Origin of the sequence: Antrihabitans auranticaus, assembly GCF_016481275.1 — a bacterium.
Lineage (GTDB): Bacteria > Actinomycetota > Actinomycetes > Mycobacteriales > Mycobacteriaceae > Antrihabitans.
Genome location: NZ_JAEMNW010000004.1, coordinates 92,056 through 114,734 on the forward strand (window position 1 = coordinate 92,056; position 22,679 = coordinate 114,734).

Sequence of the window (22,679 nt, forward strand, 5' to 3'; positions counted from 1 at the left end):
TCGAGACCCCTGACAAGTTGGACAAATCTTCAACCAGTCTTCAACATCTTGTACACTCCAAGCGGTGAGCGTCCCTGTTAACTGGGTGTTGGCGCAGACCGACTTGGGCCTGCAACTTCGCGGTGGAAAATCCGGAACCAACAGGGAGATCACGCTCGCGCTCGCGACCGAACTGCCCGAGCCCTTCCGCTGGCTGTCGGGCGGCGAACTCGTTCTCACCACCGGTATCCGATTGCCGACGGATACGGCCGAGCGTGTCGCTTACTTGCGCGGGCTGGCCGAGTGCAACGTTGCCGCACTGGGTTTCGGCACTGGGCTGACCCATCCGCAGATCCCGGCCGACCTCGTCTCGGGTGCCGACGACATCGGTCTGCCGCTCTTCGAGGTCCCGCTGCGAACGCCGTTCGCCGCGGTCGTGAAGCGAGTTACCGCCCGCTTGGCAGAACTCGAGTACGACGCGGTCCTTCGCGCATCGCGAGCGCAACCGAGAATGACGCGAGCCGTCGTATACGGCGGTGCGCGCGCGATCGTTCGCGAACTGGCCAGGTCGTTGACGTCGAAAGTGCTCGTGCTGAATCCGGCGGGCAAGGTCGTCGAGTGCCACCCTGAGGCGTTGGACGCGCCGCTGCTCGAAGCAGTGCGAGAGGCGGTTGCCGACGGTGCGTCGGCGCTGTCGTCGAGCGTCTCGATGGACCGGTCGGGTGCGGCGCTGACCTTTCAGCGCATCAGCGTGGGCAGCGCGGTCCATGGCGATCTCGTCGTCATCAGCAAAGCACCGCTGAGCCCGATCGACCAGATACTGCTCGGCCACGCGACGTCGCTTCTCGCTCTGGATTTCGAGAAGCCCGCCCGCCTCGAGGCTGCGCAGAACGAGTTGAACAGTCATGCTCTCGGCTTGCTGATGAGCGCCGACGTCGACCTCGGGCCGGCATGGACCCAACTTTCGCAGGCCGCCGACAATAGCGGCCGGATCCGCGTGCTCGTGATTACGTGCGAATCCGCGACGGCCGCGAAGGAGGCACAGAATGTGGTTGCCGCTGCGGTCGGCCAGTTGGGCCGGTCGCTGTTCATGCGGACGCAGGACCGGCAACTCACCGTTGTGCTGCCCGGCACCGAGGGGCCTGACTTCGCGCGCCGGATCGCCACCGGCATCAGCAGCCCGATCCGCAAGCTCATTCGGGTCGGGTTGAGTGGCGCCCAGCAGGTCGACCAGCTTTTGCAAGCTGTCGACCACGCGAAGCTGGCGTCGTCGGCCGCAGAACGTGGTGGGCTGCCGCTCGAGTTCGCCGCGCTGACCGGACGCGCACTGCTGTCGTTCGATGCGAGCCGCGAAATTCTCAATGCCGTTGCTGACACCATGCTTACGCCGGTGATGGACTACGACCGCGCCCACGGAACCGAACTCGTCGAATCGCTGCGCGCTTTTCTCGAGGCGAACGGGCATTGGGAATCCGCCGCGGCGGCAACCGGCGTGCACCGGCACACGCTTCGGAAGCGAATTACGTTGGCGGAGTCGCTACTTGGCTGTAATCTCGATATTGCCCGCGTGCGCGCGGAGTTGTTGCTTGCGATCATTGCGCGCCAGCCCTGATGTTCCGATCAGGGCACAACGGCCCGGTCGGGTCCGCAAAGTAGGTACGATCGAAGTTTCGCGCAGCTGAGTTCGGCTGTGTTTCGGATCGACTGTCTCGTTGGAGGTCAGGTGGCTGTGTCGGCGCATATGGGCGAGTCGGAGCCCGCTGCTGCCGTCGGTCTCCGGATCCGTGCGGTGCGTAAAGCGCAGCGGATGACGATCGAATCCCTCGCTGAGGCAAGCGGTCTCACGAAGAGCTTTCTCTCGAAAGTGGAACGCGGACGTTCGACGGCGTCTGTGGCCGCACTGCTGCGGGTCAGTGAAGCGCTCGGCATTCCGCTGTCGAATCTGTTCGAGACGACGGCGACGCGCAGCGTGATTCGCGCGGGGGAGTACCCGGCAATCTCGTTCGGCGGCCACGCTATTTCGGAGTATCTGCTGACTCCGCAATCCGAGCGGCGGATTCAGGTGCTGCTCTCCAAGATTGCACCGGGCGGCGGCAGCGGTTCGGAACCGTATCCGCTGCCTGGCGAAGTCGAGTTCGTTTTCGTCGTCGACGGTCTGCTGGAGGTGCACTTCGCGGACGGCATCGTGTCGCTCGAATCAGGTGACGCACTTACATTCGATCCGGCGTCGCCGCGCGCGTTCCTCGTGCCTCACTCCGCACCGAAAACCACTGTCCTCTGGATGATCTGCCCCGCACTTCCGCACACAGCCGCCAAGCGATAGGTCACCTTTTCAGACGGAAATTGCGTATACGCGTGCCGCATTGTCGCGGAACATCTTTCGCGGATCGAGCTGGTCCGCCAAAAGGTTCTGGAGTACCGCGACACTGTCGGACAGTCGTAAGGTCGGCTTGTCCATCGGGAAGTTCGACGCCCACAGCGTGCGGTCCGGGCCGAAGAGTTCCTGTGTGTAGGTCACGAGCGGGCCGAATGCGTCGGTGAGCTCGGATCTTGACTGCGCCGGACCACCGCCGAGGATCGGCATGCCCAAACCCGAGTGCTTGGCGACCACGTTCGGCAATTCGGCTAACGCGCCGATCTCGTCACGCCACTGTTTCAAGATGTCCGCACGGTCAGCGGCGGTATGGCCCGTCTGCTTTCCGCGGGGTCCGAACAGGCCGACCGGAGTGGCGTAGTGATCGAGAACGAACGTCGTCTCGGGGTACTCCCTGGCGAGGATGACGGCATCGGGTAGTTGATGCGAATACAGCCAGAGTTCGAAGCTGAGGCGACGCTCGGCGAGCGCGGCGAACCCGGTCAGGAATGCCTTGCTCGTGAGCAGATGGCCGTCTGCTGCCCAGCTCTTCACGCCCGGATCGGGATGGTGGGACGCGGTGCAACGCACGCCCCGAACCAAGTTGCTCGCCGCGAGGTGCGCGTCCAGCACCGGACCGATGTCCGGCTCCGTCGGGTCCGCGTGCACGACAATCGCTCCCAGTTTCGGCGTATTCCCACCGAAGGGTAGAGCTGCGACCCACCGTGTTTCGTCCACACTCGCGGCGTGATTCTTGCCGTGCCAACCGGCTTCGATATGAACGATCGCCGACACCTGCAGAGGCTTTGCGTCATTCGTGTAGTCGTCAGGTAGGTATGGCTTGATGGCGATATCGGGGTTACCGATGAATTCCCGGTCGCTCGCCGGAACCGCCTTCAGAAGAGCCCACTTCAGGAACGGAACGACACGCAAAATTTGTGCGGGGCGTGTTGCGGTACGCGGTGACGTGAACGGATCCCATTGGTGAATATGGGGATCGATCACCGGGAAGTCGGGCAGCGCTCGTTCGGGGTCCGTCATGGCTTTTCAGCGTAGTGGCAGTGTCACTCGGATCTCGACTCGATGGTCGCTGTGCGAGCTCCTCGACTAAGTGCGGTTGGCCGCGAGGATCGAAATCAATTCGTACGCAACGTGAGCTGCTGCGACGCCGGTGATCTCTGCGTGGTCGTACACGGGCGCAACCTCGACGATGTCTGCACCGACGACGTTCAGGCCCTGCAATCCGCGCAACGTGTTGAGCAGTTCACGACTCGTGAGACCACCCGCTTCCGGCGTGCCGGTGCCGGGGGCGTGGGCGGGGTCGAGCACGTCGATGTCGATCGAGACGTAGACGGGTCCGTCGCCCAGTCGCGCGCGCATCCGATCGACCGCACCGCGAACGCCGTCGACCTCGTAGTCGTCGGCGCGGACGATCTGAAATCCGAGCGTTCTGTCGTCCTCGAGGTCGGCGGCGGCATAGAGCGGTCCGCGGATCCCCATGTGCTGGCAGTGCTCCAAGTCCAGGAGACCCTCCTCGCTTGCGCGGCGGAACGGAGTGCCGTGGGTGTAGGGCGCGCCGAAATAGGTATCCCAGGTGTCGAGGTGAGCGTCGAAGTGCAGCACGGAGATCGGGCCGTGCAACCGGCTCAGCGTGCGCAACAGGGGCAACGCGATGGTGTGGTCGCCGCCCAACGTCACCAGGGAGGCGCCGTCTTCGCACAGCTTCTCGGACTCGGCCTGAATCGTCGCGATCGCGTCCGAAAGATCGAAGGGATTCACCGCGATGTCGCCGGCGTCGGCGACCTGCTGCACGCCGAACGGGTGGACGTCCTGGGCGGGGTTGTAGGGCCGCAACAACTTCGACGACCCACGAATGTGGCCCGGACCGAACCGCGCACCAGGTCGGTAGCTGACGCCAGAGTCGAAGGGCACACCGACAACGAGTACATCCGGTCGCGAGACTTCGTCAGCTCGCGGAAGTCGGGCGAAAGTGTCGGGTCCGCAGTAGCGCGGGATTCGCGTGGCATCCACCGGTCCGACAATTGCTCGCTGCTCTTCCGACACGACGCGACCTCTCTTCCGCGGCACCGCGCCGGTCGCGCGCAGCCTGAAGTTGTCCTCTAGTCAACTCGTGTGTCCTGAAGAAAGCAATGCATTACGGCAAGTTTGCCAATTTAGACCACGTCTGTATCCCGCATTGTGGCCTCTGAGGACACAAGAGTTGACAACGCGGCTCTTATCTCCCAGTATGGTCTGGGTCACACGCCGAAACCAGACTGATCTCCGATCTCGCGGGGGTCGAAATCCGAGGATGAAGTGCGTTCAGCACACGCCCGCCGACGACGGGCACAGCCGTGATGCGCGCGGCTCTCTATCAAGGGCCCGGTACTCCGGGCGATGTCTCCGCGAATGTCGCCGCAATCGCGGCCGCAGCAGCCCGGGCAGCCGCAGCCGGAGCGGACATTCTCATCACGCCTGAGATGTCTGCCACCGGCTACAACATCGGCGAGCTGTCCGCGCAGCGGGCAGAGCCTGCCCACGGCGCCCTGTTCGACGCGGTCGCCCGTATTGCCGTAAGCCATGGCATTGCCGTCGTTTACGGATATCCGGAAGCCGTCGCCGCCGGCAACTACAACACCGTCCAAGTGGTCGGTCCGCGCGGTGAAGACCTCGGTAGCCACCGAAAGACGCATCTGTACGGTGACCTCGATCGGGGACTCTTCATCGAAGGGCACACGCTCGTGTCGCAGTTCGAGTTGTGCGGGCTGACCGTCGGTCTCGCGATCTGTTACGACATCGAGTTTCCCGAAGTCGCCCGCGCGCACGCCCTCGCCGGCACCGATGTGCTGCTGGTGCCGACCGGGCTCATGGCGCCGTTCGAGGTCGTCAGCAAAATACTCGTACCGGCACGCGCTTACGAGAACCAGCTCTACGTCGCGTATGTGAACCGTTGCGACGTCGAAGCCGAGCTGCAGTACTGCGGCCTCACCTGCGCGATCAGCCCCGACGGCGCCGACGTCGCTCGGGCGGGTGGCGCCGAGGAACTGCTCGTCGTCGACTTCGATCCCGCCGCTCTCGCAACCGGGCGAGCAATCAACACCCACCTACCAGACCGTCGAAACGACCTGTACAGCACTGTGTCACAAGAGAATTCGAGGAGCAGCAGATGACCGTCCCCATCGGACCCGAGGGGATTCACGACGCAGCGGGCGCGCCGCCCCTGACCATGTTCGGTCCGGACTTCCCCTTCGCGTACGACGATTACGTCCGTGATTCCCGCGGAATCGGTTCGGTACCCGCGCAGGCCTATGGGCAGCGCGTCGCCGTCATCGGCGGCGGACTCTCCGGAACGCTCGTCGCGCGCGAACTGCTGCGGATGGGCCTCGAGCCGGTTCTTTACGAAGCCGACGAGATCGGCGGCCGGATGCGTTCGGTGTCTTTCGACGGCTATCCCGGCATCACGGCCGAGATGGGATCGATGCGGTTTCCACCCTCGTCGACGACGCTCTTCCACTACCTCGACGAGATGGGTTTGCAGACCAGTCCGTTCCCGAACCCCTTGGCAGACGCCACGGCGAGCACCGTTGTAGACCTCAAGGGCGAAAAGCACTTTGCCCGCGCGCTCGCCGACCTCCCCGACATCTACGCGGAGGTCGCGCAGGCCTGGGCGCGCACCCTCGACGATCATGCCGAGGCCCAGGCACTCGGCGATGCCATCCGCAAACGTGACGTCGCACAGATCAGGGAAGTCTGGGGCGACCTCGTCCGGCGCTACGACGACGAGACCTTCTACGGCTTCCTGTGCAAGTCCGAGGCATTCGCGCGATTCTCGTTACGGGAGATCTTCGGCCAGGTCGGCTTCGGCACCGGTGGCTGGGATACCGACTTCCCGAACTCGATTCTCGAGATCCTCCGCGTGGTCTGTACAGCCGCGGACGACCATCACCGCGGCATCGTCGGTGGATCGCAGCAGCTCCCGCAACGACTGTGGAACACGCCTGTCGATGATGCAAAGCATTGGCCCGCGGGAAGTTCGGTGCAATCGCTGCACGAGGGTGGAGTGCCGCGGCCGCGCGTGACCGAGTTGCGTCGAACACATCCGGGCAACTTCACCATCACCGATCAGTCGGGCCGCATCGACACCTTCCCGGCTGCCGTATTCACCGGCCAGGGCTGGATGCTGCTCAACACGGTTCGTTCCGACGAGCGGTTGATCCCGATCGATCACTGGACGGCCATCGAGCGGACCCACTACATGGGTTCGTCGAAAGTGTTCGTTCTCGTCGACCGGCCGTTCTGGAAGGACATCGATCCTGCCACCGGACGCGAAGTCATGAGCATGACGTTGACCGACAGGATGAGTCGCGGAACCTACCTGCTCGATTTCGGTGACGATCGTCCCGGCCTCATCTGCCTCTCGTACACGTGGGCCGACGATTCGCTGAAGTTGTTGCCGCTCAGCCCAACCGAGCGGATGGACCTGATGCTGAAGTCGTTGCACGAGATCTATCCCGACGTCGACATCCGCAGTCACATCATCGCCTCGCCGGTGACGCTGTCGTGGGAGACCGAACGCGACTTCATGGGTGCGTTCAAAGCGAACCTGCCCGGCCACTACCGCTACCAGCGCCGGCTCTTCACGCACTTCAAGCAAGACAATCTCGCGCCCGAATATCGGGGGTTCTTCATGGCCGGCGACGACGTCTCCTGGACCGCGGGCTGGGCCGAGGGTGCTGTGCAGACTGCGCTGAACGCGGTCTGGGGCGTCATGAACCACTTCGGCGGCAGCACAGCCGAGGGCAATCCCGGCCCCGGCGACGTGTTCGATGACATTGCACCGATCGAGCTCGACTGATGACCACACCACATGTTGTCGTCGTCGGATCGGGCGTCATCGGATTGTCGTCGGCGCTAGAGCTTGCCCGGTCGGGCAAACGGGTCACTGTGATTGCCGATCGTAAACCTGCAGAGACGGTTTCGGCCGTCGCGGCAGCAATCTGGGAGCCCTACGACGCGTTTCCGCGCGATGCTGTGCTGCAGTGGTCGCTCGATGCTCTGGCCACCTTCACCGAGCTGGCCGCCGATCCGGCCACCGGAGTGCATCTGCGTGAAGGTGTCTCCGTGCAACGCGAGCCCGGCAAGAAGGCGTGGTGGGCGGGCGGTGTGGTCGAGGCCCGGCCTGCCCGTCCCGAGGAGTTGCCGGACGGCGCCGTTTCCGGCGAAGTCTGCACCGTGCCGGTGATCGTGATGCCGGTGTATCTGGAGTGGCTCATGCGTTCGTGTGAAGCGAACGGTGTGTTGTTCGAGTGGCGCACGCTCGCGACGCTCGAGGAGGTCGGGCACGGATCGTCTCCGATAGTCGTGGCCGCAGGTCTGCGGGCAGGTGAACTTGTCGCCGGTGAGCAGTTGGTTCCGGTCCGGGGGCAGATCGTTCGGTTGGCCAACCCGGGCTTGACGCGGTGGTACATCGACGAAGACAACGCGGGTGGGTGCACCTACATCATTCCGCGCGTCGACGACGTGATCTGTGGGGGAACGAACGAACCGGGCGTCGCCGACAGCGTGCCGGATCCGGCTGTGGCCGAAGCCATTCTGGCTCGGGCTCGGCGTTTGGAGCCGCGTTTGGCCGACGCCGAGGTGCTCGCCGACGTGGTCGGATTCCGGCCAGGTCGAGAATCGGTTCGGTTGGACGCGACCGAGCACAGCGGTCGTCTGGTCGTGCACTGCTACGGGCACGGCGGTGCGGGCGTCACCACTTCGTGGGGCGCGGCGCGTGATGTTGTCCGACTCGTGGACGGCACTCCTATTCAGATCTCTCATAACAGCAACTTCTCGAGGAGCGCGACATGACGTTCGCCCAGCAATTACTGCGCCGCAAACCCGTTCGGCAAATGGAAGACGAGACCGGTGCCGACACGGGCAAGAGCGAGTTGAAGCGCACAATCGGGCTGACTCAGCTGGCGAGCTTCGGCATCGGTGCCACCATCGGTACGGGCATCTTCTTCGTCCTGTCAGAAGCCGTACCGATCGCCGGACCCGCCGCCATCATCTCGTTTGTCATTGCCGGTGTGGTCGCGGGCCTGACTGCTCTTTGCTACGCGGAGTTGGCGGGCGCGGTCCCGGTGTCAGGATCGTCCTACTCGTACGCATATTCGACGCTGGGCGAACTCGCCGCCGTCGTCGTCGGTGCCTGTCTGCTACTCGAGTACGGTGTGTCGGCAGCAGCGGTGTCGGTCGGCTGGTCGCAGTACCTGAACCAGTTGCTGAACAACGTGTTCGGATTCCAGCTGCCGGATGCGATTTCACTTGCACCCGAGGAGGGCGGCGTGGTGAATCTGCCGGCCATCATCCTCATCTTGCTGTGTGGCGTCCTGCTGATCCGTGGCGCCAGTGAGTCCGCGAAGACCAACGCGATAATGGTCGCCATCAAGCTCGGCATCCTTGCAATGTTCATTGTGATCGGTGTCTTCGGTTGGAACAGCGATCATTTCGAGAACTTCGCGCCCTTCGGCCTCACCGGAATCACGTCGGCGGCGGGCATCGTCTTCTTCTCCTACATCGGCCTCGATGCGGTATCGACCGCAGGCGAGGAGGTCAAAGATCCGCACCGAAACATGCCGCTCGCGATCCTCATCGCCTTGGTCACCGTCACCGGTGTGTACGTCGCGGTCGTTGCGGTCGCCATCGGTGCACAGCCTGCGGAAGAGTTCGAGGACCAAAAGGCAGGTCTTGCAGCAATTCTCGAGAACATCGTCGGTTCGACCTGGCCAGGAACCGTGATTGCTGCGGGAGCTGTCATCTCGATCTTCAGCGTCACACTCGTGGTCATCTATGGCCAGACTCGAATCCTGTTCGCGATGTCGCGTGACGGCATGGTTCCGCCCGTGTTCCACAAGGTGAATTCGCGAACGTTGACGCCGATTCCGAACACGATCATCGTCTGCCTCGTCATCGGTGTGCTTGCCGGTTTCATTCCGATCAATTTCCTCGCTGCCATGACGAGCATTGGCACGCTTGTCGCGTTCCTTGTCGTCTCGATCGCAGTGGTGATTCTGCGTCGTACCGAGCCGAACCTGCCGCGTAGCTTCAAGGTTCCGCTGTACCCGCTGACACCTATCCTGTCGGTCGCGGGCTGCATCTGGATCATCAAAGACCTGCGCCCGGCGACGATCTACGTGTTCTTCATCTGGGTGGGTGTAGCGATCGTGTGGTACCTCGCCTACGGCATCCGGCACTCCGTCCTCGGCAGGGGCGAGAAGGCCGGCCTGCTCGCGAAAGACGAATCATGACGTACGTCGTCGGCTATGCCGCGGACGGAAAGAGCAAGGCGACAATTCATCTCGCGGCGTTGCTGGCGAGGTCGGCGGGTGAGCCCTTGGTGGTCTGCGCGGTAGTACCTGCAGCCCCGCTGCCGAGTATGGCGCGCGTGGACGACGAGTTCCGTGAGTTCACACGCGACGAGGCCGAGCAGGCCCTTGCGACGGCGCGAAGTTTGATGCCGGCTGATGTGAACGCGACTTATGTTGTGCACGAAGCACGTTCGACGTCGTCAGGGATACTGGCAGTCGCCGATTCGTGTGACGCGGGTCTGATCGTCCTTGGCTCGTCGTCTGCGGGAGTCTTCGGGCACATCGCCCTCGGCAGTGTCACGTCACGGCTGTTGTATAGTTCGCCGATTCCAATCGCTCTGGCGCCAAGAGGTTTTCGTGCTCGCAGTGGCGAGGTCGTCGCTCGGGTGACCGCGGCCTACGACGGCTCACCCGATCAGGACGAACTCGTCCTCGCCGCCGCAGCAGTCGCCGCACGGGTCGGCGCGCAGCTTCGACTGGCAGCGTTCGCGGTTCGCGTGCCTGCGCCGTATCCGACGCGGCTCGGGACAGAGGGCGATTCGCCCGTCGAGGCCGAGTGGACCGAGGCGGTCGAGCGGGAAACGGCGGCGGCGTTGAAGCGGGTTGCCGCGTTACCCGAGGTGCCGGACACCACCGAGTCCGTCATCGGCTACGGCCGGAACTGGGCCGAATCGCTCGACGACGTGGAGTGGTTACCGGGCGACGTTCTCACGATCGGGTCGAGTTCGTCGGGTCCGGTGGCGCGGGTGTTCCTGGGCTCGCGAGCCGCAAAGATCGTGCGGCATTCGCCGGTGCCGGTTGTCGTAGTGCCGCGGTCGGCGGCTGAGCGGATCGTCGACGACGCGGTCGCTGGCTGAGCGGGTCGGGTGCGCGCTGAGTTTGTCCCGTCAGCCGCACCCCTTTTCGGGATCCGCACTCCGACTTGCCGGGTGACACGCCGGGGTTCCCCGGAAAAGGGGTGCGGCGGAGGGGGAGTGGCGGGTTCGTATGTCGACGAGGCTGGTGCGGGTCGGGGTTGTGGGGTGATGTTCAGGTATCCGCCTGGTCGGCGGAGTCGCCCGGTGCGTCGTGTGGCGACACGCCGGAGCTCGGTCAGCCGCACCCCTTTTCGGGATCCGCACTCCGACTTGCCGGGTGACACGCCGGGGTTCCCCGGAAATGGGGTGCGGCTGAGGGGGAGTGGCGGGTTCGTATGTCGAAGAGGCTGTTGCGGGTCGGGGTTGTCGGGTGATGTTCAGGTATCTGCCTGGTCGGCGGAGTCGCTCGGCGCGTCCCGTGGCGACACGCGGAGCTCCGGTCAGCCGCACCCCTTTTCGGGATCCGCACTCCGACTTGCCGGGTGACACGCCGGGGTTCCCCGGAAAAGGGGTGCGGCTGAGGGGGAGTGCAACCCGCGCCGCCGACCCAGCCGCCGACGGCGCGAGGTTGTCGGGTGATGTTCAGGTATCCGCCTGGTCGGCGGAGTCACTCGGCGTGTCCCGTGGCGACACGCCGGAGCTCCGGTCGGCCGCACCTCTTTTCGGGATCCGCACTCCGACTTGCCGGGTGACACGCCGGGGTTCCCCGGAAAAGGGGTGCGGCTGAGGGGTGTGGCGGGTTCGTATGTCGAACAGGCTGTTGCGGGGCGGGGTTGTGGGGTGATGTTCAGGTATCCGCCTGGTCGGCGGAGTCACTCGGCGCGTCCCGTGGCGACAGGCGGAGCTGAGGGGGAGTGCAACCCGCGCCGCCGACCCAACCGCCGACGGCGCGGGGTGAATCAGTTCGCCGCCAACCCCGCGTACCAGGACACGAATTCGTAGGCCAGGTGGGAGGCTGCGACACTGGTGATCTCGGCATGGTCGAAGGCGGGGGCGACCTCGACGACGTCGGCGCCGACGAGGTTCAATTTCCGCAGTCCGCGCAGGATTTCGAGCAGTTCGCGGCTGGTCATGCCGCCGGCCTCGGGGGTGCCGGTGCCGGGAGCGTGGGCCGGATCGAGGACGTCGATGTCGATGGACACGTACAGCGGACGGTTGCCGATGCGGTCACGCAGTGCGTCGACGATTTCGTCGACGCCACGACGGAATACGTCGGCGGATGTGTAGATGCCGAAGCCGAAGCGGCGGTCGTCCTCGAGATCCTTCTTGCCGTACAGCGGACCGCGGGTGCCGACGTGCGCGAGCGCCTCGGTATCGACGATGCCCTCTTCGACTGCACGCCGGAACGGGGTGCCGTGGGTGTATTCGGCACCGAAGTAGGTGTCCCAGGTGTCGAGGTGAGCATCGAAGTGCAGCAACGCAACCGGGCCGTGGACCGACGCCACGGAGCGCAGCAGCGGTAGCGCGATCGTGTGGTCGCCGCCGATCGTGACGAGCTTCGTGTTGTCCTGCGCGAACGCCGTGGAAGCGCCCTCCAGGGTCTCGATAGCCTCGTGAATGTTGAACGGATTCAGTGCGACATCACCGGCGTCGGCAACCTGCAGTTCTGCGAAGGGGGAGATATCGACCGCCGGGTTGTACGGTCGCAGAAGGCGACTCGCCTCGCGGATCGCCGCCGGACCGAACCGGGCGCCGGGGCGGTAGGAGACGCCGCTGTCGAACGGAACGCCGAGCACCGCGACGTCGGCGGCGGGGACTTCACCGAGCATTGGAAGGCGCGCGAATGTCGCCGGACCGGCGAAGCGGGGCATCAGTGACGAGTCGATCGGGCCTACCCGACCGCCTTCGGTGATGCGTGGAACCTGGAGGGCTGCGAGGCTTTTCTGCATGTGACGAGTCTAGCATTGTTTTATATCAAGTGGTATATTTAACAGCGAAAACCTTTCCGACGCTTTCCGAACAAGGAGCACGGGTGACCGCAACTCTTATCGACTCCACTGCGATCGGCACCACTGCCGCCGAGGCGCAACTGCGCCGCGAGCTCGCGGCCGTTTACCGTCTCCTTGCGCACTTCAAAATGACCGACCTCATCTTCACGCACGTTTCCGTTCGGATTCCCGGCCCGGAACAGCACTTCCTGATCAACCCGTACGGGCTCCTGTTCGAGGAGATCACCGCGTCGAACCTCATCAAGATCGGGCCCGACGGCGAACTGGTGGAACCTTCCGAATACTGCGTCAACCCAGCGGGATTCGTGATTCACGGTGCGATCCACGCGTCCCGTGCTGATGCGCATTGCGTGCTGCACACGCACACGAAGGCCGGCTGCGCGGTTGCTGCGCAGGAGCACGGACTCCTTCCGGTGAACCAGATTTCGATGGAGTTTCACAATCGCGTCGGCTACCACGATTACGAGGGCATCGCGCTCAACAACTCCGAGCGTGCACGCCTGGTCGCCGACCTCGGTGCCAACCCCGCGCTGATCCTGCGCAATCACGGGCTGCTGACCGTCGGCGAGACACCGGCACAGGCGTTCCTGCGAATGTTCTACCTGGAGAAGGCATGTGAGATTCAGGTGACCGCGCAGGCGGGTCTGCTTCGGCTGCCGAGCGAAGAACTCGCCGAATACACGGCCCGCCAGTTCGCAGGCGAAGTGAAGGACGACTTCGCCGACGACGACGCATACGACCTCGCCTGGGCCGCGTTGCTGCGCATGCTCGACCGCAGCCAGCCCGACTACAAGAACTGAGCAGGAGAACCCATGACTCGCAACGGTGGCGACCTCGTCGTCGAAACGCTCGAAAGACTCGGGTACGAAATGGTTTTCGGCATCCCGGGCCAGCACGCGCTCGGCCTGTTCGATGCACTGACTCGGAGTAAGCTGGAATTCGTCAGCTCGCGAATCGAGAACAACGCCGCGTTCGCGGCAGATGGTTATGCGCGGACCAGCGGCCAACCTGCGGCACTCTTCGTGTCGACGGGTCCGGGCGCGCTCACTGCGCTATCGGGTCTGCAGGAGGCGTACGCCACGTCGGTGCCGATGGTTGTCGTCTCCAGCCAGGTTCCGTGCGCCGGTTTGGGCGGGAAGCGAACCGGCCACCTGCACCAACTCGACGATCAGAGGCTCGCCGCGCGTAACGTCGTCAAGTCCACCACGCTCATCCAGCAGAGCGCGGAGATCCCGTCGGCGATCGCTCGCGCCCACGGTGAAGCCGTCTCGCATCCGCAGGGTCCGGTGTGGATCGAGATCCCGCAAGACATCCTGCTCGCGGAAACGACTGTGCCGCCGGTGGTGGACGTGCACACGCACATCGTCCCCGTCACTGCGCGTGCAGAACTACTCGATGCGGCGGCGGCCGCACTCGACTCAGCGACGCGACCCGTCATCATCGCCGGCGGTGGAGTACGGCGCTCCGGCGCCGAAGCGGAACTGTTGGCGCTCGCTGAAACTCTGCGTGCGCCGGTCGTTACCAGCCCGGGTGGCAAAGGCGCCTTTCCCTGGACGCATCCGTTGTCGATGCAGTCGTGGATCGAGGACCGCTATACGACCGAGATCCTGGAGAACGCCGACGTTGTCGTCGCGATCGGCACAGCCCTGGGTGAGGTCACGAGCAACTACTTCACGATGCGGCCGAAGGGAACCTTGATCCACATCGACGCCGAACATCGGGTCCTGGAATCGCATGTGCCCGCCATGGCCATCCACGCCGATGCGCGGGAGGCGCTCGCGGGCCTCGTCGCACGGGTGCGGACGCGAGCATCCGACGGTGTCGCCGAGAAGGTGACCCGTGAACTTCTCTCCAAGGTCGCAGCGCGACTGCAGGGCCAGGACCTCGCGAAAGAGCTCGGAATTCTCGCCGCAATCAGAGACGGCGTTCCCGACGATGCAGAAACTTTCTGGGACATGACGATTGCCGGGTACTGGGCATGGTCGTGCTGGGACGTGCGTGCCGGTCAATTCCATTCCGCGCAAGGTGCGGGAGGGATAGGTTGGGGTTACGGCGCCGCGCTGGGCGGCGCTGCGGCGAACAACGGCCGCGTTCTGGCCGTCAGCGGTGATGGTGGTGCCATGTATTCGATCGCGGAACTCGCGGTGGCGCGTCAGCACAACCTGCCCGTCACGTGGCTCATCGTCGACGACGGCGGTTACGGAATCCTCCGGGAGTACATGAACGCAACATTCGGCAAGGCAACCGCGACCGAACTCTCGCGACCGGACTTCGTCGCGCTCGCCAACTCATTCGGCGTGCCGGCGCAGACAGCCACACCCGCGGATCTGGCTGCGGTGCTTGCGGACTGCTGGCGCGCGGACGGGCCTAATGTTGTTGTCCTGCAAGAACATTTGTCGATGTTCGCGCCCACTCACCTGGAGTTGCCCGCATGACAGACCTGAACCACCCTTACTTGAACGCGACATCTCCGGTCGGCAATTTCAGTTACGCGCGCCGAATCGGCCCGTTCACACAGGTTTCCGGTCAGCTCGGCCTCAGCGCGGGCGCCACCACCATCGCGGGCCAGACCGCCGAAGCACTCGAAAAGGTCGAAGCCATCCTCACTTCCGCGGGGCTGAGCTGGTCGGACGTGCTGACGGTGCGCGTGCACCTGGCGTCCGATGATCTGTTCGACGACTTCGACGCGGCATACGCAGCGATCGTTCCCCCGCCGTTCCCCGCGCGAGTGACGGTCTCGTCAGGGCTCGCGCCCGGCGCTCTCGTCGAAATAGATGCACTTGCAGTTACCCCCAACTCGCTCAACGCCGCAATCGCCTGACCCGAGGAGAGAGAAATGACCGAATACGCCGTCACCGATCCTGCGACCGGTGAGGTCGTCGCCGAGTACCCGACCGCAACGGATGCGGAGATTTCCGCCGCGATCGCCGCGGTCGCGGAAACGGGACGTCGTTGGCCGCGGGAAACGTCGGTGGCCGACCGCGCCGCGCTGATTCGACGCGTCGGTGAACTCCACGCCGAACGACGCGAGCAGCTTGCGGACGTGATCGTCCGGGAGATGGGTAAGCCGCGCGACGAGGCCCTCGGCGAGGTCGACTTCTGCGTCGCGATCTACGAGTACTACGCCGATAACGCCGAAACCTTCCTCGCCGACGAGACGATCACGCTGCTCGACGGCCACGGCAGCGCCGTGGTGAAGCGGGGTCCGATCGGCGTTTTGCTCGGCATCATGCCGTGGAACTTCCCCTACTACCAGGTCGCGCGCTTTGCGGGACCGAATCTGGTGGTAGGCAACACGATTCTTCTCAAGCACGCACCGCAGTGCCCGGAGTCGGCGGAGCTGCTCGCGTTGCTGTTCCTCGAGGCCGGGTTCCCACAGGGTGCCTACGTCGATATTCGTGCAACCAACGATCAGGTGGCGACGATCATCGCCGATCCACGTGTCGCGGCGGTCTCACTGACCGGCTCGGAGCGGGCGGGTGCCGCAGTCGCCGAGATTGCCGGTCGCAACCTCAAGAAATGCGTGCTCGAACTGGGTGGATCGGATCCGTTCATCGTGCTTTCCTCCGACGACCTCGACGCGACCGTCGACGCCGCAACGGCTGCGCGCCTGGACAACACCGGTCAGGCCTGCAATGCCGCCAAGCGTTTCATCGTCGCAGACGACCTCTACGACTCTTTCGTGGAGAAGTTCACGGCAAAGCTGCTCGCGAAGGGCGACGGCATCGCCCCGTTGTCGTCGGTCCGCGCTGCCGAGACTCTGGAGGAGCAGGTGGCCACCGCGGTATCGAACGGGGCGACGATCCAGTCCGCCGGTGAGCGCCGCGGCGCCTACTACCCGCCCGCCGTCTTGACCGGAGTCACGTCCGACAACCCGGCGTATCAGCAGGAGTTCTTCGGCCCGGTCGCGACTGTCTACCGCGTCGGCTCGGAAGACGAGGCAGTCGCCGTTGCAAACGACACGCCCTTCGGGCTGGGGTCCTACGTGTTCACCACCGATGCCGATCAGGCTGCCCGCGTGGCGGACCGCATCGAAGCAGGCATGGTGTTCGTCAACGGAGTCGGCGCCGAGGGCGCTGAGCTGCCATTCGGCGGCATCAAGCGGTCCGGGTTCGGGCGCGAACTGGGCAAGTACGGAATCGAAGAGTTCGTGAACAAGAAGATGATTCGAACGATCACCGGTAGCTGACAGCGCAACAACAATCGACCCTGGCCGCGAAGGCCGGGGTCGATTGTCGTTTCGGTAGGGGGGCCGCGTGTTCAGGAGGGCTCAGCCAGTTCGGACAACCGCCCGCTGCACGGCGATGTCGACGAAGCGGGGGATCGCGCCCTTCGCGCGGATCGCCTTCATCGCAGCCTGGTCCAGGATCGACTGCATTGCCAGTCCGTCGGTGAGTGCGACCAATTGCATTGTGACGGAATCTGGGTCGAGGTCGGCGGGGATCGAGCCTTGCTCTTGCGCCGCGACGACGGTGTCACGCACGACGCTTCGCCACCGGGCGAGGAAGCCCGCGATCTCGGTGCGGGCTGCCTCTTCGGCGGCACCTTCGGCGTAGAAGAACAGGTAGATACGCGTCATCGCCAGGCGCCGCTTGTCGAGCGGCAGGACGCTGGCGGTGATGTTGTGCAGTTTGTCGAGCGCTGGTACATCGGCGGCGTCGAGGATTGAGCGGTACTGCTCGCCCTGGATATCGCCCGCTCGCCGCAGAGCCGCGAGGAGGAGATCGTGCCGAGAGTCGAAGTAGTGGTTCAGGACTCCAGTCGACCAACCGCTCTCGTCGGCAACCGCTCTGGTGGTGACGGCGGAGACGCCGTCGCGCGCGAGAAGCGCCAACGCGGCGTCTGCCAGCACGCGTCGGCGCTCCTCGTGATCGACGATCTTGGGCACGTTGTCAGGCTATCCGTGCAGGTTCCGGGGCAGCGACTGGCTCGGGCTTTCCGGATGAGCGTGCCGTCCAGATGGCCATCACGTTCGCCGGCGTCGGCTTCGTCAGCAGGCTGACCGCGACGAATGCGGCAAGCGCGGTGATCAATCCGACGTACACGGGTTCGTTGGCGAGGACGTCGCCGAGGACCCACATCGTGGCAAGGGTTGCGACGGTTCCGACCGCCATAGCTACCATCGCACCCGCGCCGGTTGCGCGCTTCCAGAAGAGCCCGCCGATGATGGGGACCAGCAACCCGCCGACGAGGATGTCGTAGGCAATCGTGAGTGCGGAAACGATGTCGTTGATCAGCGCGGCGATCACGATGCTGACCAGTCCGATCGCGATGACGAAGATGCGGTTGCCGCGAACGTCGTGCTCCGGGTCGCCGGTGTCCAGCTCGGGCCGCGTGCGACCGAACAGCTGTGCAAGCAGGGGCAGAACGTCCTGGCGCGCAACGGTTGCCGTCGCGATGAGGGCACCGGATGCGGTCGACATCATGGCCGCGACGGCGGCGGCGAGCACGACGCCGCTCAACCCGATGGGCAGCACGTGGAGTGCGACGTCGGCGTAGACGTCGTCCTTGGCGGTGATGTCAGGGATCAAAGCGGACGCGGCGAGCCCGATCAGCGCGCCCGCGACGCCGTAGAGCAGGCAGTAGACGCCGGCAGCGATGCCGCCCCAGCGTGCAACCTCGGGTGACTTCGCGGTGAAGACGCGCTGCCAGATGTCTTGGCCGATAAGCAGTCCGAGCGTGTAGACGACGAAGAAGGTGATGATCGTGCCGGTGCCGATGGTGCCGAAGCTGAATGCGGCGTCGCCGACGCGTTCCTTGATGCCGTCGTAGCCGCCGGCCTTGACCCAGGTGAACGGCAGGAGGAGGAAGAAGATGCCGATGGTCTTGATGACGAACTGCACCACGTCGGTGAGCGTGATCGACCACATGCCGCCCATCGCCGAGTAGGCGACGACGATCAGTCCGCCGAGCACCACGGACAGCGTGCGGTCGAAGCCGAAGAGCACGTTGAAGATCGTCGCGTACGCGATGGTGGAGGTAACGGTGAGCATGAGCGTGTACGCCATCATGACGATGCCGGACGCGCCCGTTGCGTCGATTCCGTAGCGCAGCTTCAACATTCCCGAAACGGTGTACACCTTGAGGCGCTGAATGCGCGACGCGAAGAGGGCGCTCAAGAGCAGTACGCCGGTCGCGATCGCGACAACGAGCCACATGCCGGAGATGCCGTACTTGTATCCGAGGCCCACGCCGCCGACGGTGGACGCTCCGCCGATGACCACAGCTGCCATCGTGCTCGTGTAGAGAACTCCGCCGAGGCGACGGCCCGCGACGAGGTACTCGCTGGAGTTCTTGGCGCGGCGTTTGCCCCACCAACCGAAGGCCAGCATCGCGCCTAGGTAAATGAGGATTATCGAAATGTCCATCGGGGAAGTCCTTCGAGTAAGTGTGCTGTGACTTCGACCATAGAGGGCCATTGACTTGTTTTAAATCACTTGATACAAATAATCACATCAGAAATTCGTGAAGTATCCACGTGATCGTGGCGAAGGGTCATATATGCGCACTTCCCTGCCCGACCTCAAGCTTCTGCAGATATTCGCCTGCGTCGTGCGTCATCAAGGCTTCGCGCCCGCGCAGCAGGAGTTGGGTTTGTCGGCATCGGCAATCAGTACATACATGAGCCAACTCGAACGTCATCTCGGGATCGTGTTATGCCATCGCGGCCGCAGTGGTTTCAGTCTTACCGCGAAAGGCGAGCTCTACCACAAGGAATGCCTGCGAATCCTGGGTGAACTCGAAGGATTCGAGCGCTACGGCGCCGCGCTGCAGGGGGAGTTGCGCGGGACGCTCACGATCGGTGTACTCGATTCCACGGTCACGGACACCACGTTGCCTCTCGCAGGTGTAATCGGGCAGTTCGTCAAAGAGCATCCCGGCGTCTATCTCGACCTCACCATTCAAACACCGCACGAGCTGCAGGTCGGCGTGCTCGACGACCGCATCGACCTCGCTATCGGTGCATTCGCATCGCCGATGAACGGTCTGCTGTCTCATGCGTTGCACCGCGAACAGCACTGGCTCTACTGCAGCGACAAGCATCCGCTCTTCGTGAGCAACCGCATTCCGCCTGACGTCATCACGCAGCAGCGCATGGTCACACGCGGATACTGGAGCGAAGCCGAATTGGCCCGGCAGGGGTTCACCCAGCGGTCGGCAACGGTGGAGAACATGGAGGCGCAGCTCATGCTCGTCCTGTCCGGCGGCTACATCGGGTATCTACCCGAGCACTATGCGCAACACTGGGTGGACCAGGGTCGCTTGCGGCCATTACTGCCCGCGTCGTTCGGCTATCAGGCGCCGTTCTCGTTGATCTATCGGCGTGGCCGCGCGCGGGAGCCGCTGGTGCTCACGTTCCGCGAACTCGTCCGGACGAGCGTCGACAGCTGAGCTATCGGACGATGTGAAAGATCGTTGCGACCGCAATGAAGCCGAGCAGCAAAGCCGCGGATGCGCGGTAGACCCGCCACCAAAGACCGCTGTTGCCAAGCAATTCGGCGAGCGATTCGGTGACGCCGGGAAAGCGCTCGTCGAGTTCGCGTTCGGTGACGCTGCCGATCTCGACCGGAAATCGGCCGAGGCGTTGCCACAGCGCCTGGAGATCCTTCTTCCGCCATTCGCCGTGCAGCACGATCGGGCGCTCCTTGGTCCCCGCCACCACGAACACCGTCCGCGGTAGTTTGGGGACGCTGCTTGCGGCGGCGCCCGGTGGTAAGTAGCCGTGCCAGACGCCGGTGATCGACTGCAGCGGGATGCTGCGTACAGGCTGGCCGCTTTCGTCCAGCAGACGTAATTCGTACTGTGTGAGAACAACTTCGATGTTGCGTGCACCCTGCAAACCCAGTGGGAGAAGGACGACGAGGAGCGGACCGACCAGTGCGCAGACAACGGCGCCGACGACGAACACGACGTCCACGTCGAATGACATGAGGAAGAAGACACCGGCAATCATGCCTATGCCGCACGGCGCGGCGACCAGCACGCCGTAGGCGATCGTCACTGCCCTCGACGAGGCTGCGGGACGCAGGATCAGGTCGCCGGTCATAGTCGGGTCGTCGCTTCACCGAGCGCACGCTGGAGGTTGTTCAGCGAGCGGACTGCGCCACGGACCGGGCCGCGTGTGCCGCTCGAGGTGCGCATGACGTCCAGAATCATTGTCTGACTTATCTTTTCGGGTGGCTCGACCTGGTCCCCGTGGACGACGCTGCGCACAGCACCGACCGTCAGGCGTGCAGTGTCCGCCGCTTGCTGCAGAGCCTTGGCGGTCTCAGCGGACGGAGGATCGTCGCCATCTGCACGCGAAGCGTTCACCCCCGCCCTCGCAAGAGCGTGAGCAGATCGGTTGCTGATCTGGAGGACTCGCAGTAGTCGCTTGGCGCCTCGCCTGCCGCGACTGGTGGGTCTCAGCTCGAGCGGCTTTCCTGCGACGAGGACGGCGCTGAGAGCCTTGTCCAGTTCGCGGGTGTGCGCAACGAGTTCGGTGTGGCCGCCCGGAGCCAGGACCGAGCCGACACCCTCATCGATGACAGCGAGCATTCGGTCGAGGTAGTCGTCGACCTTGTCGATCAGCGTCGAACGAGTGCCGGTCGAAAAGATGAAGAACGCCGCAGCCATACCGACAGCGCCACCCGCGACGGTCTCGGCGATACGGAGCTGGAGCACATCGATGCTGAATTCGCCGAGCAGGCCGTACAACATCGCGAGCAAGACGGTGACGAAGAACGTCAACAACGCATACGCAACCGTGACAAGGTAGGCGGCGCAGAATACGCAGATCAGGAGCAGCGCGATCTGCACCGGCCTGTTGTCGCCGACCAACGCCGCGAGACCGACGCCCGCCACCACACCTGCGATGGTGCCTACGATCCGGTGCCCGGCTCTGGTGAGAATCTCGCCGCGAGACGACGCGCCGGTGAAGACGATGAATGCCGTGAGCACCGCCCAGTACCAGCGATCCGGTGAAATGAGTTCGCCCAGAATCGTTGCGGCGCTCGTCGCAACAGCGACCTGAATGGCGGCCTTCGTACTCGGGTCGAGGCCAGGCTGCGGTTCCTTCTCGGGACCCGGCTGCACCGGTGCGGGAGGTGGCGCTTCGGTACGTATGGCGTGGGTTGTGATGTGGTGAATCGCTATGTGCGCCTGCGCGGCGCGCTGTGCGGCGATGGTCGCGATGCCCGTCGGCGTCGTCGCGTCGGCTTTGTCCGCCGCAGCGGCAGCGACCTTGCGCGCTGCCCGGAGTTGCTCCTCCGACGGGTGGTCCTGAAGGCACGACCCGAGCGCGGTCGTCGCCCGACCGAGTCCCGGCGGCCACGGCTTCTGCGGATCGAGTGCCCACAATGCGCTGACGAGCTGTTCGGTCGCGATCTGGGCATCGAACACGCGGAACGAGAGGTCCTCGTTGGTGACGTTGAGCAACTGGGCCGCGTTGTGCCGGTCGAGCCAGTCGTCGATCATCATGCCGGTTTGGCCGAGCCGGCCGAGCCTGCGTCGCAGCAATTCCACGTCGCGGTCTTTCCTGTTGGAGGCCGTCTCCAAGACCGACAGCGAAGCCGCGCGCAGTGCCCGGACGAGCCGGCGCACCTCGACCCGCGGCCGGTCGGGAAGAACGAGAGCGCGCACGAACAGCGTCGCCGCCAGCCCGATCGCCACGGCCAGGGCGAGAATCGGCAACTGGTGCGGCTTCGCATGAATGAACAGTGCGAAAAAGTACGAGATGAACGCAATCATGCCGAGCGCATTGCCACGCGGCCCGTACCGGCGCACCCACACGGCAGCGAAAAGTACCGCGACGAATCCGACGTCGCCCACGTTTCCGAAACCGGAAAGGATTGCTGCAAGCGTCACCGCGCCCATGGCGGGCAGGAACAACAGAAGCGTCGTGATCACTCTGCTGCTCTGCTGGCGGTCTTTCACGGCCGTCGCCGACTGCATTGCGACGATCGTGCCGAGCATCGCAACGGTCAGGGGTTGATCCGCAACGTGAACGAACGTCAGGAGCGCAACCGTTGCGAGGATCACCGACAGAGTCACCGATGTCGCACTGCGTAAACGCAGTCTCCCGGGATCGGAGACCGTCAGAAATCGAGTCGCGCGCGCGAGTGGCGATAGGGCCATCGCTCGATTGTCGGCTACCTGGGCAGTGTTCGGCGCATCAGGCCTGACCGTGTTCTGTCGACAGTCCGATGGGCGC

The 22,679-nt window shown here is 64.3% G+C and carries 19 protein-coding genes; 12 read left to right on the plus strand and 7 right to left on the minus strand.

What is annotated here, in order from left to right:
- Nucleotides 1-64 precede the first annotated feature (64 nt).
- Both JGU72_RS18480 and JGU72_RS18485 read left to right on the plus strand, forming a co-directional pair.
- A complete protein-coding gene (locus JGU72_RS18480) occupies nt 65-1,591 on the plus strand; it encodes a PucR family transcriptional regulator (RefSeq protein WP_199685482.1) in 1,527 nt (508 codons plus the stop codon).
- A 111-nt stretch (nt 1,592-1,702) separates the two neighbouring features.
- Nucleotides 1,703-2,302 carry a helix-turn-helix domain-containing protein gene (locus tag JGU72_RS18485; protein WP_307828511.1) on the plus strand — a complete coding sequence of 200 codons (600 nt, stop codon included), beginning with the start codon at nt 1,703-1,705 and terminating at the stop codon, nt 2,300-2,302.
- Nucleotides 2,303-2,311: 9 nt separating this feature from the next.
- Here the strand turns inward: JGU72_RS18485 and JGU72_RS18490 are convergent, their stop codons facing one another.
- Both JGU72_RS18490 and speB (JGU72_RS18495) read right to left on the minus strand, forming a co-directional pair.
- Nucleotides 2,312-3,373, minus strand: a complete 1,062-nt coding sequence (locus JGU72_RS18490) for an amidohydrolase family protein (RefSeq protein ID WP_199685483.1) — start codon at nt 3,371-3,373, stop codon at nt 2,312-2,314.
- Nucleotides 3,374-3,439: 66 nt separating this feature from the next.
- Entirely contained in the window at nt 3,440-4,396 is a 957-nt protein-coding gene (gene speB, locus JGU72_RS18495) for an agmatinase (RefSeq protein WP_199685484.1), read from the minus strand.
- 293 nt (nt 4,397-4,689) lie between these two features.
- Between speB (JGU72_RS18495) and JGU72_RS18500 the strand changes: the two genes are divergently transcribed.
- The 5 genes from JGU72_RS18500 to JGU72_RS18520 are packed head-to-tail and all read left to right on the plus strand — an operon-like array spanning nt 4,690 to nt 10,538.
- Nucleotides 4,690-5,502, plus strand: coding sequence for a carbon-nitrogen hydrolase family protein (locus JGU72_RS18500; protein ID WP_199686074.1), 813 nt, complete (start codon nt 4,690-4,692; stop codon nt 5,500-5,502).
- On the plus strand, nt 5,499-7,187 hold the full coding sequence (locus JGU72_RS18505; RefSeq protein WP_199685485.1) for a flavin monoamine oxidase family protein: 1,689 nt from the start codon (nt 5,499-5,501) through the stop codon (nt 7,185-7,187). The genes JGU72_RS18500 and JGU72_RS18505 overlap by 4 nt, the downstream gene beginning before the upstream one ends.
- Entirely contained in the window at nt 7,187-8,182 is a 996-nt protein-coding gene (locus tag JGU72_RS18510; RefSeq protein ID WP_199685486.1) for an FAD-dependent oxidoreductase, read from the plus strand. Before JGU72_RS18505 ends, JGU72_RS18510 begins: the two co-directional genes overlap by 1 nt.
- Entirely contained in the window at nt 8,179-9,621 is a 1,443-nt protein-coding gene (locus tag JGU72_RS18515; protein WP_199685487.1) for an amino acid permease, read from the plus strand. The genes JGU72_RS18510 and JGU72_RS18515 overlap by 4 nt, the downstream gene beginning before the upstream one ends.
- The gene (locus JGU72_RS18520) at nt 9,618-10,538 is read left to right on the plus strand and encodes a universal stress protein (protein ID WP_199685488.1); all 921 of its coding nucleotides are present in this window, start codon (nt 9,618-9,620) and stop codon (nt 10,536-10,538) included. The genes JGU72_RS18515 and JGU72_RS18520 overlap by 4 nt, the downstream gene beginning before the upstream one ends.
- Before the next feature lie 899 nt (nt 10,539-11,437).
- On the opposite strand, the gene speB (JGU72_RS18525) is transcribed toward JGU72_RS18520, so the two are convergent.
- Complete coding sequence (gene speB / locus JGU72_RS18525) at nt 11,438-12,427, minus strand: agmatinase (protein ID WP_199685489.1); 990 nt, start codon at nt 12,425-12,427, stop codon at nt 11,438-11,440.
- Between the two features lie 83 nt (nt 12,428-12,510).
- On the opposite strand from speB (JGU72_RS18525), the gene JGU72_RS18530 reads away from it, so the two are divergent.
- From JGU72_RS18530 to JGU72_RS18545, 4 genes are read left to right on the plus strand one after another with little or no spacing between them, the layout of a single operon-like run.
- Entirely contained in the window at nt 12,511-13,287 is a 777-nt protein-coding gene (locus JGU72_RS18530; RefSeq protein ID WP_199685490.1) for a class II aldolase/adducin family protein, read from the plus strand.
- A 12-nt stretch (nt 13,288-13,299) separates the two neighbouring features.
- Nucleotides 13,300-14,922 (plus strand): thiamine pyrophosphate-binding protein, encoded by a 1,623-nt coding sequence (locus JGU72_RS18535; RefSeq protein ID WP_199685491.1) that lies wholly within the window; start codon nt 13,300-13,302, stop codon nt 14,920-14,922.
- Nucleotides 14,919-15,308, plus strand: coding sequence for a RidA family protein (locus JGU72_RS18540; RefSeq protein ID WP_199685492.1), 390 nt, complete (start codon nt 14,919-14,921; stop codon nt 15,306-15,308). The genes JGU72_RS18535 and JGU72_RS18540 overlap by 4 nt, the downstream gene beginning before the upstream one ends.
- Nucleotides 15,309-15,323: 15 nt before the next feature.
- Nucleotides 15,324-16,676 carry an NAD-dependent succinate-semialdehyde dehydrogenase gene (locus tag JGU72_RS18545; RefSeq protein WP_199685493.1) on the plus strand — a complete coding sequence of 451 codons (1,353 nt, stop codon included), beginning with the start codon at nt 15,324-15,326 and terminating at the stop codon, nt 16,674-16,676.
- Nucleotides 16,677-16,757: 81 nt separating this feature from the next.
- On the opposite strand, the gene JGU72_RS18550 is transcribed toward JGU72_RS18545, so the two are convergent.
- Both JGU72_RS18550 and JGU72_RS18555 read right to left on the minus strand, forming a co-directional pair.
- Nucleotides 16,758-17,375, minus strand: a complete 618-nt coding sequence (locus tag JGU72_RS18550; RefSeq protein WP_199685494.1) for a TetR/AcrR family transcriptional regulator — start codon at nt 17,373-17,375, stop codon at nt 16,758-16,760.
- Nucleotides 17,376-17,379: 4 nt separating this feature from the next.
- Nucleotides 17,380-18,855: a sodium:solute symporter family protein gene (locus tag JGU72_RS18555; protein WP_199685495.1), complete on the minus strand. Its 1,476-nt coding sequence runs from the start codon at nt 18,853-18,855 to the stop codon at nt 17,380-17,382.
- A gap of 133 nt (nt 18,856-18,988) precedes the next feature.
- Here JGU72_RS18555 and JGU72_RS18560 point away from each other — a divergent pair, with 133 nt between their 5' ends.
- The gene (locus JGU72_RS18560; protein WP_199685496.1) at nt 18,989-19,879 is read left to right on the plus strand and encodes a LysR family transcriptional regulator; all 891 of its coding nucleotides are present in this window, start codon (nt 18,989-18,991) and stop codon (nt 19,877-19,879) included.
- A 1-nt stretch (nt 19,880) separates the two neighbouring features.
- Here the strand turns inward: JGU72_RS18560 and JGU72_RS18565 are convergent, their stop codons facing one another.
- Nucleotides 19,881-20,534, minus strand: a complete 654-nt coding sequence (locus JGU72_RS18565) for a hypothetical protein (protein ID WP_199685497.1) — start codon at nt 20,532-20,534, stop codon at nt 19,881-19,883.
- Nucleotides 20,531-22,603: an FUSC family protein gene (locus tag JGU72_RS18570; RefSeq protein WP_199685498.1), complete on the minus strand. Its 2,073-nt coding sequence runs from the start codon at nt 22,601-22,603 to the stop codon at nt 20,531-20,533. The genes JGU72_RS18565 and JGU72_RS18570 overlap by 4 nt, the downstream gene beginning before the upstream one ends.
- Between the last annotated feature and the right edge of the window lie 76 nt (nt 22,604-22,679).

Excerpts from the sequence above, each read along its gene's own strand:
- JGU72_RS18490 (WP_199685483.1), bottom strand. The coding sequence starts at position 3,373 with ATGACGGACCCCGAACGAGCGCTGCCCGACTTCCCGGTGATCGATCCC.
- JGU72_RS18500 (WP_199686074.1), top strand. The coding sequence starts at position 4,690 with ATGCGCGCGGCTCTCTATCAAGGGCCCGGTACTCCGGGCGATGTCTCC.
- JGU72_RS18505 (WP_199685485.1), top strand. The coding sequence starts at position 5,499 with ATGACCGTCCCCATCGGACCCGAGGGGATTCACGACGCAGCGGGCGCG.
- JGU72_RS18510 (WP_199685486.1), top strand. The coding sequence starts at position 7,187 with ATGACCACACCACATGTTGTCGTCGTCGGATCGGGCGTCATCGGATTG.
- JGU72_RS18515 (WP_199685487.1), top strand. The coding sequence starts at position 8,179 with ATGACGTTCGCCCAGCAATTACTGCGCCGCAAACCCGTTCGGCAAATG.
- JGU72_RS18520 (WP_199685488.1), top strand. The coding sequence starts at position 9,618 with ATGACGTACGTCGTCGGCTATGCCGCGGACGGAAAGAGCAAGGCGACA.
- speB (WP_199685489.1), bottom strand. The coding sequence starts at position 12,427 with ATGCAGAAAAGCCTCGCAGCCCTCCAGGTTCCACGCATCACCGAAGGC.
- JGU72_RS18535 (WP_199685491.1), top strand. The coding sequence starts at position 13,300 with ATGACTCGCAACGGTGGCGACCTCGTCGTCGAAACGCTCGAAAGACTC.
- JGU72_RS18540 (WP_199685492.1), top strand. The coding sequence starts at position 14,919 with ATGACAGACCTGAACCACCCTTACTTGAACGCGACATCTCCGGTCGGC.
- JGU72_RS18545 (WP_199685493.1), top strand. The coding sequence starts at position 15,324 with ATGACCGAATACGCCGTCACCGATCCTGCGACCGGTGAGGTCGTCGCC.
- JGU72_RS18555 (WP_199685495.1), bottom strand. The coding sequence starts at position 18,855 with ATGGACATTTCGATAATCCTCATTTACCTAGGCGCGATGCTGGCCTTC.
- JGU72_RS18560 (WP_199685496.1), top strand. The coding sequence starts at position 18,989 with ATGCGCACTTCCCTGCCCGACCTCAAGCTTCTGCAGATATTCGCCTGC.
- JGU72_RS18565 (WP_199685497.1), bottom strand. The coding sequence starts at position 20,534 with ATGACCGGCGACCTGATCCTGCGTCCCGCAGCCTCGTCGAGGGCAGTG.
- JGU72_RS18570 (WP_199685498.1), bottom strand. The coding sequence starts at position 22,603 with ATGGCCCTATCGCCACTCGCGCGCGCGACTCGATTTCTGACGGTCTCC.